The following is a 15985-nucleotide window of genomic DNA, read 5'->3' on the forward strand; positions in this document are numbered from 1 at the left end:
CACAAGGAGACATCAGATGACCGTGGCCGAAACCGAGTTGCCCACGATCAAGCGCCCGACGGCCTATGAGCAGTGGCTGACCGATGAGGGACTCAAGGTCGTGGAAGGGCTGTTCATCGAAGACCTCCGCACCGTCGAGCTGGGCACCTGGGAGCGGCGTGGCTGCCGGGCGGCGGTCGCCCGGCTGGAAGGCACCGAGGACGTCAACGACGCCCACATCATCGAGATCGCTCCCGGCGGCGAGGTGGCGCCCGAGCGGCATCTCTACGAGGAGATCACCTATGTGGTCTCCGGCCGGGGCTCGACCACGGTGTGGAACTCGGCCGGGACACGGACGACGTTCGAGTGGAACGCGGGCAGTGTGTTCTCCGTACCGCTCAACGCCTACGCACAGCACTTCAACGGCAGCGGGTCGCAGCCGGCCCGTTTCTACACCGTGACCAGTGCGCCGCTGGTGATGCGGATGTTCCACAACCGCTCGTTCGTCTACGACTGCGACTTCGACTTCACCGACAGATTCGGGTCGGACAAGGACGACTTCAGCGGGACGGGCACGGCCTATCAGTCCCGGGTGTGGGAGAGCAGATTCATCCCCGACGCGGCGGCCATCGAGCTGAAGTCATGGGCCGCCCGCGGCGCGGGCGGCAGCAACGTCATGCTGGAGATCGCCGACAACAGCCTGTGCGGCCATGTCTCGGAGTTCCCGGTGGGTACGTACAAGAAGGCCCACCGGCACAACGCGGGCGCCCATGTGATCATCCTCGGCGGTACGGGCTTCTCGCTGCTGTGGCGCGAGGGCGAACCGGTACGGAAGGTCGACTGGCGGCAGGGCTCGATCGTGGTGCCGCCGGAGCGGTGGTTCCACCAGCACTTCAACACCGGTACCACGCCCGCCCGTTATCTCGCACTGCGCTGGGGCAGCAAGAAGTACCCACTGTTCAAGCAGTTCCTCATCGACCGCCCCACCACCGAGGGCGGCGACCAGATCGAGTACCAGGACGAGGACCCGTCGGTACGCGCCACATTCGAGGCCGAGCTCGCCGGGCACGGTGCGCAGAGCCGGATGGGCGAGGTCTACGACCGGGCCGCGCGGCGGCTCCAGGACCGGGCCGCCGGGCAGAGCGGCTGACAATGATCAGCCTTGAACGGAGTTTCGACGAGGACTTCTCCCCCGCGGCGGACACACCGACGCTGTCGGTCGACTTCTGGAGCTATCTCAACGCGCTCCAGGCACGGCTCGGCTGGTCCCCCGCCGAGGACAGGACCTGGGAGTACCTGGAGGAACTCGAACGCGACATCGAGCCGCTCATCGAGAGCCTCCCGGACGCGGACGCCACACCGTATCTGCGCCGGCTCGTCGACACCTGGGCAGCGCGGGGCACCGGGGAGCGCGACGACCTCCGGCGACGGGTCGCCGCCATGCTGCGGCAGGCACTGCGGAATCAAGAGGAGCATGACCATGATCAGTGAAGCCGAGAACGAATTTCTCACGCGCGTCGGTCCGGGTACCCCGGCGGGCGACCTGCTGCGGCGGTACTGGCAGCCCGTCGCCGTCACCGCCGATCTCTCCACGGACAAGCGGACCAAGCGGATCCGGGTGCTGGGCGAGGACCTGGTGCTCTATCTGACCGACGAGAACACCTACGCGCTGGTCGCGGAGTCGTGCGCGCACCGCCGGGTGTCCCTGTACTACGGCTTTGTCGAGGGCTGCGAGATCCGCTGCCCGTACCACGGCTGGAAGTACGACCGTACCGGCCAGTGCCTTGAGCAGCCCTTCGAGCAGGAGAACCGGCGGGCCCGCGAGCGCGCCCGTATCGCCGCCTACCCGGTACAGGCCTACCGCGGCATCGTCTTCGCCTATCTGGGCCCCGGCGAGCCGCCCGTACTGCCTCACTGGGATGTGCTCGACCGGCGCGACGGGCATCTCACACTCTTCGTCGAGGAGGATCTGGAGTGCAACTGGCTCCAGCCGATGGAGAACGCCGTCGACACCGTGCACACCTTCTGGCTGCATGGACACACCATGCGGATGAAGGGCATCGACCGCGGCAGCTACTACTACCGCCCCATCGAGAAGTACTCCTTCGAGCAGTTCGAGTGGGGCATCATCAAGCGCCGTGTCTACCGCGACCAGGCCGGTGAGCTGGAGGAGGAGACGGGACATCCGCTGGTGTTCCCCAACATCCTGCGGCTGCCCGAGGGTCCGTTGCAGGCGATGCACTGGCGGGTGCCGGTGGACGACGAACACACCATGCTCATCCGGGCCGGTCTGCTGCCGGACAAGCCGGGCGAGGAGCGGGTGCACGACGAGGAACCCTCCGTCGTACGCGTCCCGTCGGAGATGACGGCCGAGGGCGATCACGCGATGACCACCTTCACCAGCCAGGACCGGATGGCGTGGGAGACACAGGGCGCCGTCTACGACCGCACCAGGGAGATGCTCGGCGCGGAGGACAAGGGCATCGCCATGTACCGCAGGCTGCTGCGGCAGCAGATCGAGCGGGTACAGGCCGGGGAGGACCCGATGGCGCTGATCCGCGATCCCGCCCAGGCGGTGGTCACCTTCGACGTGTCCCGTGGTCAGGCCCGGGTGGCCGTGGCCGAGGGCCGGGTGTGATGACCTCGCCGGCCGGGCCCGGGGCGGTGGCCGAGCGCATCGCGGCGGCCTGCCGGGTCCTCGGCCGGCTGGGTCTCACCCGCGAACCGGCCGGTCACATCAGCATGCTGCTCGACGACGGGAGCGTCGCGATCAAGGCCCGCGGCCCCTCGGAGTCCGGGCTCCGGTTCGCCGGCGCCGCCGATGTGGTGGTGGTCGATCCGGACGGGACACCGCGCTCGGAGGCGCCGGGGCTGGAGCCGCCCCGGGAACTCGCCATCCATCTCGCGGTGTACCGGGCACGCCCCGATGTCACCAGTGTGGTGCATGTCCATCCCCTGATGCCGGTGCTCTTCGGTATCTGTGATGTGCCGCTGCTGCCGCTGATCGGCGCCTACGACCCGTACGCCCTGCGCCTGCTGGCCCGGGGAGTACCCACGTTCGAGCGCGGTGTGCTGGTGACGACCCCGCGGCTGGGGGACGAGATGGCCGCCGTGCTCGGGACGAGCTCCGCCTGTCTGATGCGCGGCCACGGTGTGACGACCGTGGGCGCGAGTCCCGAGGAGGCGGCGCTGAACGTCATCAAACTCAGCGAGCTGGCCGAGCTGAACTACCGGGCCAGACTGCTCGGTGAGCCGAGGGAGATCGAGCGCGCGGAGCGTGAGGAGATCGTCGGTTCCGGCCGGACCCGGCCCGAACTGATCGACTCCGCCTGGCGCTTCTACCGCCGGCTGACCGATGAAGAGGCCGAGAAGGCCGGGGAGCGGTGAGAACATGCCCGACAGCGCCCTGACCGGCACACACCACCGTGAACACGGCCATGACCGCGGCACGGACCACAACGACGGCCACGGCCATCACCACGATCTGGACCATCACCACGACGACGACCACGACCACGGTGTGACGATCCGGTCCGACGACCCCGACCATCCGCTGTGGGAGCGCGATCAGATCGTCCTGACCAGTGTCGGCATCGACATCGGCTCCGCCACCAGCCAGTTGCTCTTCTCCCGGCTGACCCTGCGCCGCATGGGACGTGAGCTGTCCAGCGCCTTCGTCGTCGTGGACAAGCAGATCGTCCATGAGTCGGCTGTCGCTCTCACGCCCTACGCCGAAGGACTGCGTATCGACGAGGAGCGCTTGACGGCCCTGGTCGACCGGGCGTTCGAGGACGCCGGCGTCCGGGCCGACGAGGTCGACACGGGAGCGGTCATCCTCACGGGTGAGGCGACCCGCCGTCACAACGCGCGCGCCATCGCCGATCTGTTCGCGGCCCGGACGGGGCGTTTCATCTGCGCCACGGCCGGCCATGACATGGAGGCCACGCTCGCCGCGCATGGGTCGGGCGCGGTCGCCAGGAGCGAGCGCGGCCACGCGCGGGTGCTCAACATCGACATCGGCGGGGGCACCACCAAACTGTCCGTGGCCGAGGCGGGCACCGTACGGTCGATCGCCGCGCTGCATCTCGGCGCACGGCTGATCGTGGTCGACAGCACCGGACGGATCGTCCGGCTGGAGCCCGCGGGGCGGCGGCTGGCCCTGTCGCTGGGGCTGGACTGGTCACCGGGCGACCTGGTCCACACGGCCGAACTGGCCGAACTGGCCGCGCTGATGGCCGACACCGTCGTCGCCACGGTCAATGGAGCCCCCGCTCCGCTCGGCGGTCTCGACTGGCTCCGGCTCACGGAACCACTGACCGAGCGAGGTCCGTACGACGCCGTTGTGTTCTCCGGCGGAGTCGCGGAGTACGTCCACGGGCGCGAGTCCCGGGAATTCGGTGATCTGGGCCCGTTGTTGGGCCGCGCGCTCGCCGAGCGGTCGGGCAGGATGCCGGGCCCGGTGGAGGACACCGGCAGGGCGATCAGGGCGACGGTGCTCGGGGCGTCCCAGTACACGGTGCGGGTGAGCGGGAACACCATCCACATCAGTGACCCTGACCTGCTTCCGCTGCACAATCTGCGGGTGGTCCGCCCCGAGGTGGAGCTGGCCGATACGGTCGATCCGCACGCGGTCGCGGACGCGATCGGGAAGCATCTCGCCCGCCTCGACGCCGACCCGGCCGATGTGCTGGTCCTGGGATTCCGGTGGAGCGGACTGCCGAGCTTTCCCCGCCTCGACGCGTTCGTGGAGGGGATCCGGCGCGGTCTGAGCGAGCGGATCGCGGCCGGCGGGCCGCTGTGTCTGCTCTTCGAGGGCGATATCGCCAGGACCGTCGGCGGCATCCTGCTCGACCAGGGGGTCACGGTGCCGGTGATCTCCGTCGACGGCATCACGGTCGGCGAGTTCGACTTCGTCGACATCGGCGCGGTGCTGCCCAAGTCCGGGACCGTACCGGTCTCGCTCAAGTCGATGGTGTTCTCGCTGTGAACGGCGGACCGGCGTGGGCCAGACCGCCGCCGTGGCGCAGGACGTCCGGCTCGGAGCCGGGACGCGCCTCAGACCGTCTCGTTGAGCGCGTCGTGCACCGAAAGCTGGGCCTCGACCAGCATGGGCGCGAGTTCCCGCGCCTGGTCGACGGTCTCCAGCCGGGAGTGGGGCACGGCCACCGCGATCGCCGCGAGCGGGTAGCCGATGAGGTCGTGGATCGCCATTCCCACGGCGCAGATACTGCTCTCGCCCTCTCCGAAGTTCACCGCGTAGCCGACGTCACGGATCACGTCGAGTTCGGACTCCAGCTCGCTCCACGAACCTATGGAGTGCGGTGTACGGGTGTCCAACTGACGGGTGGGGTAACGCCGGCCGAGATCGGTGGACGGCAGCGCCGCCAGGATCGCCTTACCGCCCGCCGTGCAGTGCGCGGGCAGGACGATCCCGGTACGGGTGGCGACGCGCACCGATCGTGTGCCCTCCACACAGTCGATGAACCGGACGGAATTCCCTTCCAGCAGCAGCAGACTGACCGTCTCCTCCGTGTCCTCACTCAGCTTTTCGAGTACCGGTCGGGCGGCGTGCCGGATATCGACACGGCCGATGGCGGCGAGCCCGATCTCCAGCAGGGCGCGGCCGGGACGGTAGACACCGTTCGGCTTGTCCTGGGTCACGAAGCCCTGCCGGCGAAGTGCGGTCAGCAGCCGGTGCGCGGTGGAACGGGCGACGCCCAAGTCGTCCGCGGCCTCGGCCACGCGCAGCACACGGCGCTCGCTGATCAGATGCAGCAACTGGAGGGCGTTGTCGACCGATGAGAGGCCGGACTGCGTGGGGTACGGAGCGGCGTGGTGGGGTTCATCGTGGACTGAGTTCTTCATATCGGAATAGTAGCGTCAACTCTTTCGGCGCACGGAATAATCATTAAGGTTTGAGCTATGACATTCGTGTCGAATCATCGTGGGCTGCCTGTGCTCATCCTCGGTGGCGGCCCCGTCGGCGTCACCGCGGCATGGGCCCTCGCTCGGGCCGGCGTACGGGTCCATCTCATCGAGCGGGAGCCGGAGCCGCGTACCGACTGGCGTGCGTCGACGTTTCATCCGCCGACCCTCGAACTGCTCGACGAACTCGGCCTCGCGGCGCAGATGCACACCGAGGGTCTGACGGTGCCGCGCTACCAGTACCGCGACCGGCGTGCGGGGCTGGTGGCCGAGTTCGACTTCACGCTGCTGAAGGAGGAGACGAAGTATCCGCACCGGCTCCAGCTCAACCAGCAGCATCTGGTGCGGATGCTGGTGGAGCGGCTCGCGGACGAGCCGAACGCCACCCTGCACTACGGCATCGAGGCCACGGCGATCCGGACCGGCGACGAGGGTGTGGTCGTGGAGGGACGGGGACCGTCGGGCGAGGTGAGTCTGCGCGGCTGCTTCCTGATCGCCGCCGACGGCGCGAGCAGCACGGCCCGGGGACTGCTGGGTGTGGAGTTCAAGGGCTTCACCTACCCCGAGCGATTCCTGATCGCCAGCACCTCGGCCGACTTCCGCGCGCTCATCCCCGACATCGCCGATGTCAACTATGTCGCAGACCCGGACGAATGGCTCTTCCTGCTGCGCACACCGGAGTCATGGCGCGCGGTGTACCCCGTTCCGCCCGGCCAGACGTACGAGGATGCCACCGATCCGGTGGAGATGCAGAGCCGTCTCCAGGGCATAGCGCCCCTTCCCGGCGGCTACGAGATCGGCGACCGCCAGATCTACCACGTCCATCAGCGGGTGGCCGACTCGTTCCTGTCCGGGCCGTGCGCGCTGATCGGTGACGCGGCGCACATCAACAGCCCGCTCGGCGGAGTGGGTCTCAACAGCGGTATCCACGACGCCGTCGACCTCTCCCGCCGGCTCGTCCGTATCGTCCTCGACGGGGCGGACGAGGACACCGAGCTGGCGACCTTCGCCGAGGTGCGCCGCCGGGTCGCCGTCGAGTACGTACAGGCCGACACCAAGCGCAACACCGAGCGGATCAGCGAACGCGACGAGGCCAAGCGGGACGCCAACCACCAGGAGCTGCGCGCCATCGCGGCCGACCCCGAGCGGGCACGGGCCTGGTGCCGGCGTGCCTCCCTGCTGGAATCGGTGGCCCGCTTCGGGATCGGCCTGCCACCACAGGAGGTGCGCCGCCGGATGGACGCGGCGGCCCACTCCACTCCATGAGCGAACTGCCGCCGTCGGCCCGGCCGGACCGGGCGCGGCGCAGGTGAAAGAGGACCCATGACACTCGACAAGACACCGCGTGTGCGGACCGACGACGCCCCGGCCGGTCCCGCGCGAACCGATGGCACGCGAACCGATGGCACGCCGGCCGGGGAAGACGCGCAACTGGCGTCCCTGTACGGGGATCTGGCCGCCGTGGATCTGTATCCGCTGTGGACGATCACCCGCGATCTCCTTCCGCCCACACCGCGCCCCCGCTCGGTCCCCTGGCTGTGGAGCTCACCCGTACTGACCGAACTCGCCGAACGCGCGCTGCGGCTGGTGCCGGTGGAGCGCGGCGGTGAGCGGCGGGTGCTCAGCCTCGGCAATCCCGGCCTGGCAGGACTGCCCTACGCGGCCGGAACGCTGTGGGGCGCCATTCAGTGCCTCGGCCCCGGCGAGACGGCACCGGCACACCGGCACACTCCGGGCGCCATCCGTTTCATCCTGTCCGGGGACGGTGTCGCGACCACGGTCGACGGCGATGTGTGCGACATGCACCCCGGCGATCTGATCCTCACACCGTCCTGGAACTGGCACGACCACAGCAGTGCGAGCGACGGCCCGATGCTCTGGTTCGACGGTCTCGATCTGCCGATGATCGAGGCGCTCGACGCGGTGTTCTTCGAGCCCTACCCCGACATCCGGCAGCCGGACATCGACCCGCACAACCGGTCGGAGAGGGAGGCGGGCCCCGGGCCGCGCTTCGTCAGCGGAGCCGTACGCGATGTCCTCACCACCGAGCACTCCCCGCTCCTGGTCTACCGATGGGCGGACACCGACAGGGAACTGTCCCGGCTGGCCGCCGAGAGCGACGACCCTCTGGTGAGCCTCGAATACGTCAACCCCGGGACCGGCGCCAGTGTGCTGCCGACCATGAGCTGCGGTATGCACCGGCTGATACCCGGCGCACGGACCCTGCCCGTACGGCGCACCGGCAACGCGGTCTTCGTCGTCCACCGGGGATCGGGCTCGTCGGTGATCGAGGGACAGCGCTTCGACTGGTCGGCGGGTGACATGTTCGTCGTTCCGTCCTGGGCCGCGGTCGAGCACACCAGCGCCGGGGGCGCGGACCTGTTCTCCATCGGCGACAGCCCCGTACTGCGGGCTCTGGGAATCCACCGCGAGCTGACGCTCGACGCGCCCCAGCAGGTGACCGGTGTCTTCACCCCGGCAGTACTCCCGCCGACAGAGACGGTGAACGTATGAGACTCGCGATCTTCGACGACCACCGTCTCGGTGCCGTCGTCGGTGACTCCATCGTGGATGTCACCGGCGCGCTGCCGTGGGCGTACGAATCCGATCCGCTGCTCGCGGGCTGGTGGCGTGGCCTGTGCCGGGATTTCGGTACGCTCGCGCCCGCGCTGGAGGCCGCGGCCGGAAGCGGCCCGCGCCGGCCGCTGGACTCGGTGCGGCTGGCCGCGCCGGTGCTGGCACCCACCAAGATCATCGCCTGCGCCAGCAACTACCAGGAACATGTCGACGAGATGCACTCGGTGCAGGAGCGCACCCTGGGGCAGGTCGAGTCCTGGATGATGAACTTCGATGTCTTCCTCAAGGCACCGTCGTCGATCGTCGGGCCCGGGTCCGCCATCGTGCTGCCGCGCGATGTGCTCGCGGCGGGGAGCGAGATCCACCACGAGTCCGAACTCGTGGTGGTGATCGGCACCGGTGGCAAGGACATCGCCGTCGAGAACGCGCTGGAGCATGTGCTCGGCTACACCATCGGTCTCGACATCACCGTACGGAGCGCCGCCGACCGTTCGCGGCGCAAGAGCTACGACAGCTTCAGCCCGCTGGGTCCCTGGCTCACCACCAGCGACGAGGCGGGCGACCCGGCCGACTTCGACATCCTGCTGACCTGCAACGGCGAACGGCGGCAGGCGGTCAACACCGCCTCGCTGATCACCCCGGTACCGCAGATCATCGCCTACGCGTCGCGCATGATGACACTGAACCCCGGAGATGTGATCTTCACCGGCGCGCCTCCCGGTGTCGGGCCGATCCTTCCGGGCGACGTACTGGACACATCGATCAGCCGGCTCGGCGCCATGACACTGCCGGTCCTGGCCGAGGGCGCCGCCGGTCCGGCCTGAGCAAGCCGCCGGCCGGCCCGAGGGAGCCGGTGTGAACCCGTGAGGCCCGGCCCAAGGGGGCCGCGGGCCCGGCGCGGGGGGTGCCAACGCACTCCAGGAAGCTGTTCGCCATTCCTTGTGACGGAATATCTGACACGAGTATTCCTGGAGAGCGAACTCCATGGCTATGGTCCTGACACCCCCCAGCCACATCACTCACTCGCACAGAGAACAGGTGAGGGCCATGTCGATGACGACGAAGGCCGGGCTCATCCTCCCCGCCGCCGCGGTGCTGCTCCTCAGCGCCTGCGCGGGAGGCACATCCACCGACTCCACCGAGAGCGCCGCTTCCGGCAACGCCGACGGCAAGAGCGTCTCCGCGGGATGTCCTGACCCCGACGGCGCCCTGGCCCAGCGGGCCGAGAAGGAAGGGGAGGTGGTCATGACGGGCACACCGGACGGCAGTGTGCGTACCGACGTACCCAAGTCGTTCGAGCAGACCTACGGCGTCAAGGTCACCTATGTCGGAGGCCGTAACAGCGACATCGCGGCCAAGCTCCAGGCCGAGCGCAAGGCCGGCATCTACACCCACGATGTCTTCGGCGGCGGTGGCAACACCATGTCGAGCACCTACTACGGCGAGGGATGGATCGGCTCCCTCAAGGACGTGCTCGACCCGGCGCTGCTGACCGCGGACAACTGGCGCGACGGCGCGCCCAAGTGGGTCGATCCCGAGAAGGACAAGATCCTCCAGTTGTCGAACTACGTCGACTCCGGCGTCGTCGTCAACACCGACCTGGTCAAGGACGGCGATCTGACCTCCTTCGAGGACATGCTCGATCCCAAGTGGAAGGGCAAGATCGTGGTGGACGACCCGCGTTCCAACGGCGGGGCGATCTACGACGTGGGCGCCTTCGAGCAGGCCTACGGCGAGGACTTCGTCAAGTCCCTCTATGTCGACCAGAAGCCGGTCCTGCTGACCGACCAGCGCCAGGAGCTGGACGACATCGCCCGCGGCAAGTTCGCCTTCGGACTCTCGCTCCAGACCGCGGAGACCGAGGGCGCGCTCGCCGAAGGGCTGCCGCTGAAGCAGCTCAAACTGACCGGCGCTCCGCCCGTGGCGACCGGCGGGTCCAGCCTGCTGGCCATCGACAACAAGGCTCCGCACCCGGCCGCCGCCGAGCTGCTGGTCAACTGGCTGGTCTGCAAGGACGGCAACACCGTATGGACGAAGGCCCTCCAGGTGCCGAGCAACCGCGCGGATGTGCCGGTGCCGGCCGATCTGGGCGCGACCATCCCCGAGTCGGGCAGCGAGTACTACGACAGCTACGGCTGGAACGTACTGACCAAGGACGTGAAGCGGCTCCAGAAGATGCTGATCGACCTGCTCGGTCCGCAGTAGAACGACCCGCCGCCCGCCGGTGTGACAGATCGGTGTGACATGTCGGTGTGACATGTCAGTGTGACATCTCGACGACAAGTATCAGCGTTCGGTGTCGGTGCCGGTGTTCCGTTCACTTCCCTGGAGGTATTCATGACAGCGCAGCGCCGGTCCGCCACCCCACCGACCGCGTACGCCCGGTGGTCCCGCGGCCAGGGCATCGACATCGTCCCCGGCTTCCACATCCCGGACCTCCGGGCGGTTCCGCTCAAGCCCTGGGCGCGGATGGGCGGTTACGGCTGTTTCATCAACCACGAAGAGAGCGATCGCAGCAACGACTGCTACGTGTGCCGGATCCCGCCCGGGGAGCATCTGCACCCGGTACGGCATCTGCACGAGCTGATGATCTATGTGCTCTCCGGACGGGGAAGCACGACGGTGTGGGGACCGGACGGACGGCCGCAGAGCTTCGAGTGGCAGCGCGGATCCCTGTTCGCCATCCCGCTGAACGTCCGCTACCAGCATTTCAACAGCAGCGGCGAGGCGCCCGCGACCCTGCTGGCGGTGACCAACGCCCCGGTCGCGATCAACCTGTTCGACGAGGCCGATTTCATCTTCGACTGCCCCTACGACTTCCCTTCCCGCTTCTCCGGAGCGGACGGCTACTTCAGCGGTGAGGGCACACTGACCGGCCGGCTGTGGGAGACCAACTTCGTCCCCGACGTACGCGACTTCCCGCTCGTCGAGTACCGGGAACGCGGGGCGGGTGGCACCAACGTCCAGTTCAAGCTGGCCAGGAACACGATGATGGCGCATGTCTCGGAGTTCCCGGTCGGCACCTACAAGAAGGCACACCGGCACTCCCCCGGTGCCCATGTGGTGATCCTCAGCGGCACCGGCTACAGCCTGATGTGGAAGGAGGGTGAGCCGATCACACGCTACGACTGGTCCGAAGGCTCACTCGTGATCCCGCCCGGCGAGACATTTCACCAGCATTTCAACACCGGTGCCTCGCCCGCCCGTTACCTCGCCCTGCGCCATCTCAACGCGCGCCGGGACCCGGCGACCGGACTGCCGATGTCCTCGATCAGCACCCGGCTGGGCGGTGACCAGATCGACTACGCGGACGAGGACCCGCTGGTCCGGCGGACATACCGCGACGAGTGTGCCACGAACGGCATCACATCGCGGATGGAGGCGTTCCACGGCACACCGTAGGCCCCGTCCGTGGCAGAGCGCTTCGGAGCGCTTCGGAGCACTTCAGCGGAGCCCTTCATGAGAGGCATGAGAGGAACGAGAGATGGCAGCGTCCGGCCAGGCCCGGGAGACCTTCTACGACAACTGGATGCGGAAGGAGGGGCCGCCGATCCACCGCGGGTACGGCATCTCCGACGTCCGTACGGTGGAACGCGCCGACTGGGCACGCACCGGGGGCAGGGCGGCGTTCGTCCAACTGCGCGGTATGGAGGGCTTCACCGGCATGCAGATCGGTGAGATCGCCGCCCGCCGGTCCCTGGAGCGCCAGCAGCATCTGCACCAGCAGTTCATCACCGTCCTGTCCGGGCGCGGCGCGGCCGATGTCTGGCTGCCCGGCGACTCCCGCAGGACCAGCTTCGAATGGCAGCGGGGCAGCTTCTTCGCGATCCCGCTCAACTGCGCCTATGTCCTGCACAACACCGGGTCGGAGCCGGTGGTGTACATGGCCGTCAACGACGCGCCCATGGTGATGGACCTCTTCCACAACGAGGACTTCGTCTTCGCCAACGACTACCGCTTCACCGACCGGTTCTCCCCCGGCGCGGAGTACTACGCGGACAGCAAGCGCTACGAGAACTACTTCGGTGGTATCGCCGAGACCAACTTCATCGCCGATATCCACGAGATCGCGCTGGACTCCCTGGGTGTCAAGGGCAGTGGTGTGGACGCGACCGTCTTCGAGATGGCGGGCAACACCATCGCCGCGCACATCACCTCCTGGCCTGCGGGGCGCTACCACAAGGCGCACCATCATCTGGGCGGGGCGATTCTCTACGGCCTGCGGTCGGAGGGTTACGTACTCATCTGGCCGCAGGAGGCGGGCGGCCGGCCGTACGAGGCCGGCAACGGGGACCAGGTGGTCCGTGTCGAGTGGGGCGAGGGCTCCGTCTACAGCCCGCCGAGCAAGTGGTTCCACCAGCACTTCAACACCGGCCCGGGGACCGCCAGACAGCTCGCGTTCCGGGGCGGGGTGAAGCATCCGACGGGCATCCGGCGGGCCGGCAACCCGATCGTGGACGGCCGTCCCGGCGTGCTCGTCAGCGTCCGGGAGGGCGGCAGCCTGCTTCCGTACGAGGACGAGGACCCGCGGATACGCCGTGACTACACCGACGCGCTGACGGCGCGGGGCATCACACCGGACATGCCGGGCGAGCTCTACGTCGGATCGAAGGCGTAGCCGCTCTCCGGCACCGGCGGTGCGCCGCCGGGTCCGCCGACGGACCCGCCGTGGCCACCTTCCCGGTGCCCGCGTTCCCCTTCGGTCCTGTCACCGTGGCCCTCGCCGTGTTCCACGCGCATGGCGGGCTCCGCCACCTGGACCGAATCGCCTTCAGGTGGCGTCGCAGTAGATCGGCGGGGTACTTGACGGTGCTCGTGGACAGCGGCAGACGGCACTGGTGATCAAGCGGGCAGGTGTCCTCGGCGCGTTCCTTGGATCTCGTCACACAGTTCCAACGGCCGCCGGGGGCACCCCGGTTGGCCGGCCGCGATCGACGAGTCCGACCAGTCTCCCGCGCAGCGGTTCCAGCTCGGCCCGTACCTCCGCCAACTGCTTGGCCAGCCGCTCTTCGAGTTCGTCCAGTTCCGCGCGCCGCGCGGTGATCCGCGGGCCGTCCTGATCGCCCGTCGGTGCGTGTCCAACGGTTTGGTGCGTCACGAAAACCGTGAGCCGTCGGTCGGCCGATGGGCGGGGCGGATCAGTTGCGCGTGCCGGCCGGTGGGCCGACGACGGTGGTGAGCTGGAGTTTGGTCTCGTCCTCACTGCCCGGCGCGGCGGTCATGATGACGATCTTGAGCTCCGTGTCGCCGTCGGTCAGGACATCGCAGTCCACCGTGACCGGGCCCACCGACGGGTGATCGACCCTCTTGTGGACCTCGCGGTTCGCGGTCACCTCTCCCGTCGCCCACAGCTCGGCGAACCTCTCGTTGCCTGCGTTCAGGTCGCGGACCAGCGCGGCCAGGCGGCTGTCCCGGGGGAAGCGGCCGGTGGCGCGGCGCAGATCGGAGACGAGGGCGGCGTCGGCGGTGTCGGGGTCCGTCTCGGTGACCGGCCACAGCGCGAGGGGGGTGTGATCGACGTCCACCGGGAACCTGTCGCGGGCGAAGTTGCGCATCCGCGGCGGCGAGGCCAAGGGGTCTCCCAGCAGGGCGGCCCACCCGTGGTTCCACCACACCAGTTGCCAGTCCGCCGCGAACACGGCCACCGGTACGTCTCCGAGGCGGACGAGTACCCGTTGCATACCGGGCGGGAGATGGTCGCGGATCGTGCCGTCCGCCGGCGGCACGATCCGGGCCAGCCGGTAGAGGTGGTCCCGCTCGGCGGTGGACAGTTGGAGAGCGCGCGCCAGGGACGCCACCACCGACGCCGAGGGTGTCGTGGCCCGCCCCTGCTCCAGGCGCACGACGTAGTCGACCGACACTCCGGCCAGGTCGGCCAGCTCCTCGCGCCGCAGCCCGACAGCCCGGCGCTTGCGGACGACCGGCAGCCCAGCGGCTGACGGGGGCAGCCGGTTCCGCCACGTGCGGATCATCGCGCCCAGTCCAGCTCCGGGGGGTGTCGTCGTCATGCTCTCCATCCTCCCGCGTCCCCGGTCACATGCGGGGGCGCGAGGGTGGTACTGGTCTTCCCACCGTCGAAGCGTCCCTGGTCCGGCTCCCTCGTCAAGGCGACTATCGAAGGCATGACGATCACTTTCATCACCGGAGCCAACAAGGGCATCGGCCGCGAGACCGCCCGCCGCCTCATCGCGTGCGGTCACACCGTTCTCCTGGGAGCCCGCGACCGTGAGCGGGGTGAGGAGGCAGCCGCCGCGCTGGGCGCACGCTTCGTCCCCGTCGACGTGACCGACGACGCGTCCGTGGCCGCCGCCGCCGCGGACGTCGCCGAGCACGAGGGCAGGATCGATGTCCTGATCAACAACGCGGGGGTCCAGGGTCCCTTCGGTGATCCCGGCGACCTCACCGCCGCCGACGCCCGCGCCGTCCTCGATGTCAACGTCATCGGCGTGGTCCGCACCACCACCGCGTTCCTGCCGCTGCTGCGCCGTTCGGACGACCCCGTGATCATCAACGTCAGCAGCGGCATGGGCTCCCTCGCCTTCACCCACGACCCCGGCCGGTCCGAGTCGCACGTCGTCGTGCCGCTGTACGCCTCCTCGAAGGCGGCGCTGACGATGCTGACCACGCAGTACGCCAAAGGGCTCAAGGGCATTCGCGTCAACGCCGCCGACCCCGGCTACACCGCGACCGACATAAACGGTCACAGCGGCTCCCAGACCGTCACCGAGGGCACGGACGCGATCGTCGCCCTCGCCACCGAGGGGCCCGGTGCCGGCACCGGACGCTTCATCGACCGCCATGGCGAGATCGCCTGGTCCTGAGACCGGCGGTGCCGCCGGGACCGGAACCGGAGCGGGACCCGGGCTCCGGCTCCGGCTCGGGGCGGGCGCTCGGCTCGGGGGCTGTACGTGCGTCCGGGTCCCGGCCGGGGCGGGGATCCGAGCCGGGCCCGTCCAGTGCCCTCAGGACCCGCTCGATCGACTCCGGGTCGCCGTCTTCGACCGTCACCGTCGTGCCGCCGCGCTCGATCCGGACGCGCGGCGGGCGCGGACGGGCGAGCCGCCAGGTGGCCACCGCCAGGGTCAGTTGGGCGAGTTGGACCGAACCGTTGAACACGGCCTCGATCACCTCCAGCCCCGGCCCCATATACGTGCCGGCCTCACTGTCCGCACCGGTCCGGGCGCGCGGGACGAGCGACAGCGCACTGCCGCCCGCCACATCCGGGTCGCTGTCGAGCCACCGGTGGAGCGACAGCAACTCCTCGCTGTCGCCTTCCCACTCACCGCCCTCCCCGCCCGGTTCGTCCATGACCTCCACCTCGATACGGACCCGCATCCCCCGTCCCTCCCACGCTCATTGACTGTGTGTCACCGCGGCGTCACAGAGCCTATCCGCCCCGGCGTCGGCGAGCGGCCGGTCCCGCCCGGCCGGTCCGCGCGTGGCTGGTCCGCGCTCGGCTGGTCCGCGCGTGTGGCTTCTCCTCGCCGGGCGCCCTCGCCGGAGT

16 protein-coding genes are annotated in these 15985 nt (G+C 69.1%); 12 read left to right on the forward strand and 4 right to left on the reverse strand.

Annotated features, from left to right (window positions below; translation table 11 throughout):
- Positions 1–16: 16 nt before the first annotated feature.
- Genes OG214_RS05420 through OG214_RS05440 form a run of 5 tightly spaced genes read left to right on the forward strand, consistent with a single transcriptional unit; the run spans position 17 to position 4966 of the window.
- Positions 17–1129, forward strand: coding sequence for an ethanolamine ammonia lyase-activating protein (locus tag OG214_RS05420; RefSeq protein WP_365903151.1), 1113 nt, complete (start codon positions 17–19; stop codon positions 1127–1129).
- A 2-nt stretch (positions 1130–1131) separates the two neighbouring features.
- Entirely contained in the window at positions 1132–1470 is a 339-nt protein-coding gene (locus tag OG214_RS05425; RefSeq protein WP_363080627.1) for a hypothetical protein, read from the forward strand.
- On the forward strand, positions 1460–2617 hold the full coding sequence (locus OG214_RS05430) for a Rieske 2Fe-2S domain-containing protein (RefSeq protein WP_405983960.1): 1158 nt from the start codon (positions 1460–1462) through the stop codon (positions 2615–2617). The genes OG214_RS05425 and OG214_RS05430 overlap by 11 nt, the downstream gene beginning before the upstream one ends.
- The gene (locus OG214_RS05435; protein ID WP_363080625.1) at positions 2617–3366 is read left to right on the forward strand and encodes a class II aldolase/adducin family protein; all 750 of its coding nucleotides are present in this window, start codon (positions 2617–2619) and stop codon (positions 3364–3366) included. The genes OG214_RS05430 and OG214_RS05435 overlap by 1 nt, the downstream gene beginning before the upstream one ends.
- A 4-nt stretch (positions 3367–3370) precedes the next feature.
- On the forward strand, positions 3371–4966 hold the full coding sequence (locus OG214_RS05440; protein ID WP_405983961.1) for an ethanolamine ammonia-lyase reactivating factor EutA: 1596 nt from the start codon (positions 3371–3373) through the stop codon (positions 4964–4966).
- Between the two features lie 68 nt (positions 4967–5034).
- On the opposite strand, the gene OG214_RS05445 is transcribed toward OG214_RS05440, so the two are convergent.
- A complete protein-coding gene (locus OG214_RS05445; protein ID WP_363080622.1) occupies positions 5035–5844 on the reverse strand; it encodes an IclR family transcriptional regulator in 810 nt (269 codons plus the stop codon).
- 57 nt (positions 5845–5901) lie between these two features.
- On the opposite strand from OG214_RS05445, the gene OG214_RS05450 reads away from it, so the two are divergent.
- The 6 genes from OG214_RS05450 (at position 5902) to OG214_RS05475 (ending at position 13099) form a co-directional block, all read left to right on the forward strand.
- The gene (locus tag OG214_RS05450; RefSeq protein ID WP_382860184.1) at positions 5902–7170 is read left to right on the forward strand and encodes an FAD-dependent oxidoreductase; all 1269 of its coding nucleotides are present in this window, start codon (positions 5902–5904) and stop codon (positions 7168–7170) included.
- Between the two features lie 57 nt (positions 7171–7227).
- Positions 7228–8418 carry a cupin domain-containing protein gene (locus OG214_RS05455; protein WP_405983962.1) on the forward strand — a complete coding sequence of 397 codons (1191 nt, stop codon included), beginning with the start codon at positions 7228–7230 and terminating at the stop codon, positions 8416–8418.
- Positions 8415–9305: a fumarylacetoacetate hydrolase family protein gene (locus OG214_RS05460; protein WP_405983963.1), complete on the forward strand. Its 891-nt coding sequence runs from the start codon at positions 8415–8417 to the stop codon at positions 9303–9305. Before OG214_RS05455 ends, OG214_RS05460 begins: the two co-directional genes overlap by 4 nt.
- Before the next feature lie 223 nt (positions 9306–9528).
- Positions 9529–10686 carry an ABC transporter substrate-binding protein gene (locus tag OG214_RS05465; protein ID WP_405983964.1) on the forward strand — a complete coding sequence of 386 codons (1158 nt, stop codon included), beginning with the start codon at positions 9529–9531 and terminating at the stop codon, positions 10684–10686.
- Positions 10687–10818: 132 nt separating this feature from the next.
- Positions 10819–11883, forward strand: coding sequence for a cupin domain-containing protein (locus OG214_RS05470; RefSeq protein ID WP_405983965.1), 1065 nt, complete (start codon positions 10819–10821; stop codon positions 11881–11883).
- Between the two features lie 82 nt (positions 11884–11965).
- The gene (locus OG214_RS05475; RefSeq protein ID WP_405983966.1) at positions 11966–13099 is read left to right on the forward strand and encodes a hypothetical protein; all 1134 of its coding nucleotides are present in this window, start codon (positions 11966–11968) and stop codon (positions 13097–13099) included.
- Between the two features lie 264 nt (positions 13100–13363).
- Here OG214_RS05475 and OG214_RS05480 read toward each other — a convergent pair whose 3' ends face one another.
- On the reverse strand, positions 13364–13579 hold the full coding sequence (locus OG214_RS05480; protein WP_405983967.1) for a hypothetical protein: 216 nt from the start codon (positions 13577–13579) through the stop codon (positions 13364–13366).
- A gap of 40 nt (positions 13580–13619) precedes the next feature.
- Positions 13620–14498: a helix-turn-helix transcriptional regulator gene (locus OG214_RS05485; protein ID WP_405983968.1), complete on the reverse strand. Its 879-nt coding sequence runs from the start codon at positions 14496–14498 to the stop codon at positions 13620–13622.
- A 105-nt stretch (positions 14499–14603) separates the two neighbouring features.
- Between OG214_RS05485 and OG214_RS05490 the strand changes: the two genes are divergently transcribed.
- Positions 14604–15302 carry an SDR family NAD(P)-dependent oxidoreductase gene (locus tag OG214_RS05490; RefSeq protein ID WP_046426084.1) on the forward strand — a complete coding sequence of 233 codons (699 nt, stop codon included), beginning with the start codon at positions 14604–14606 and terminating at the stop codon, positions 15300–15302.
- Here OG214_RS05490 and OG214_RS05495 read toward each other — a convergent pair.
- Positions 15268–15816 carry an effector-associated constant component EACC1 gene (locus OG214_RS05495; protein ID WP_405983969.1) on the reverse strand — a complete coding sequence of 183 codons (549 nt, stop codon included), beginning with the start codon at positions 15814–15816 and terminating at the stop codon, positions 15268–15270. The two genes, OG214_RS05490 and OG214_RS05495, sit on opposite strands and share 35 nt — an antisense overlap.
- Positions 15817–15985: the final 169 nt, after the last annotated feature.

It is taken from the genome of Streptomyces sp. NBC_00872, assembly GCF_045161915.1.
Taxonomy (GTDB): Bacteria; Actinomycetota; Actinomycetes; order Streptomycetales; family Streptomycetaceae; genus Streptomyces.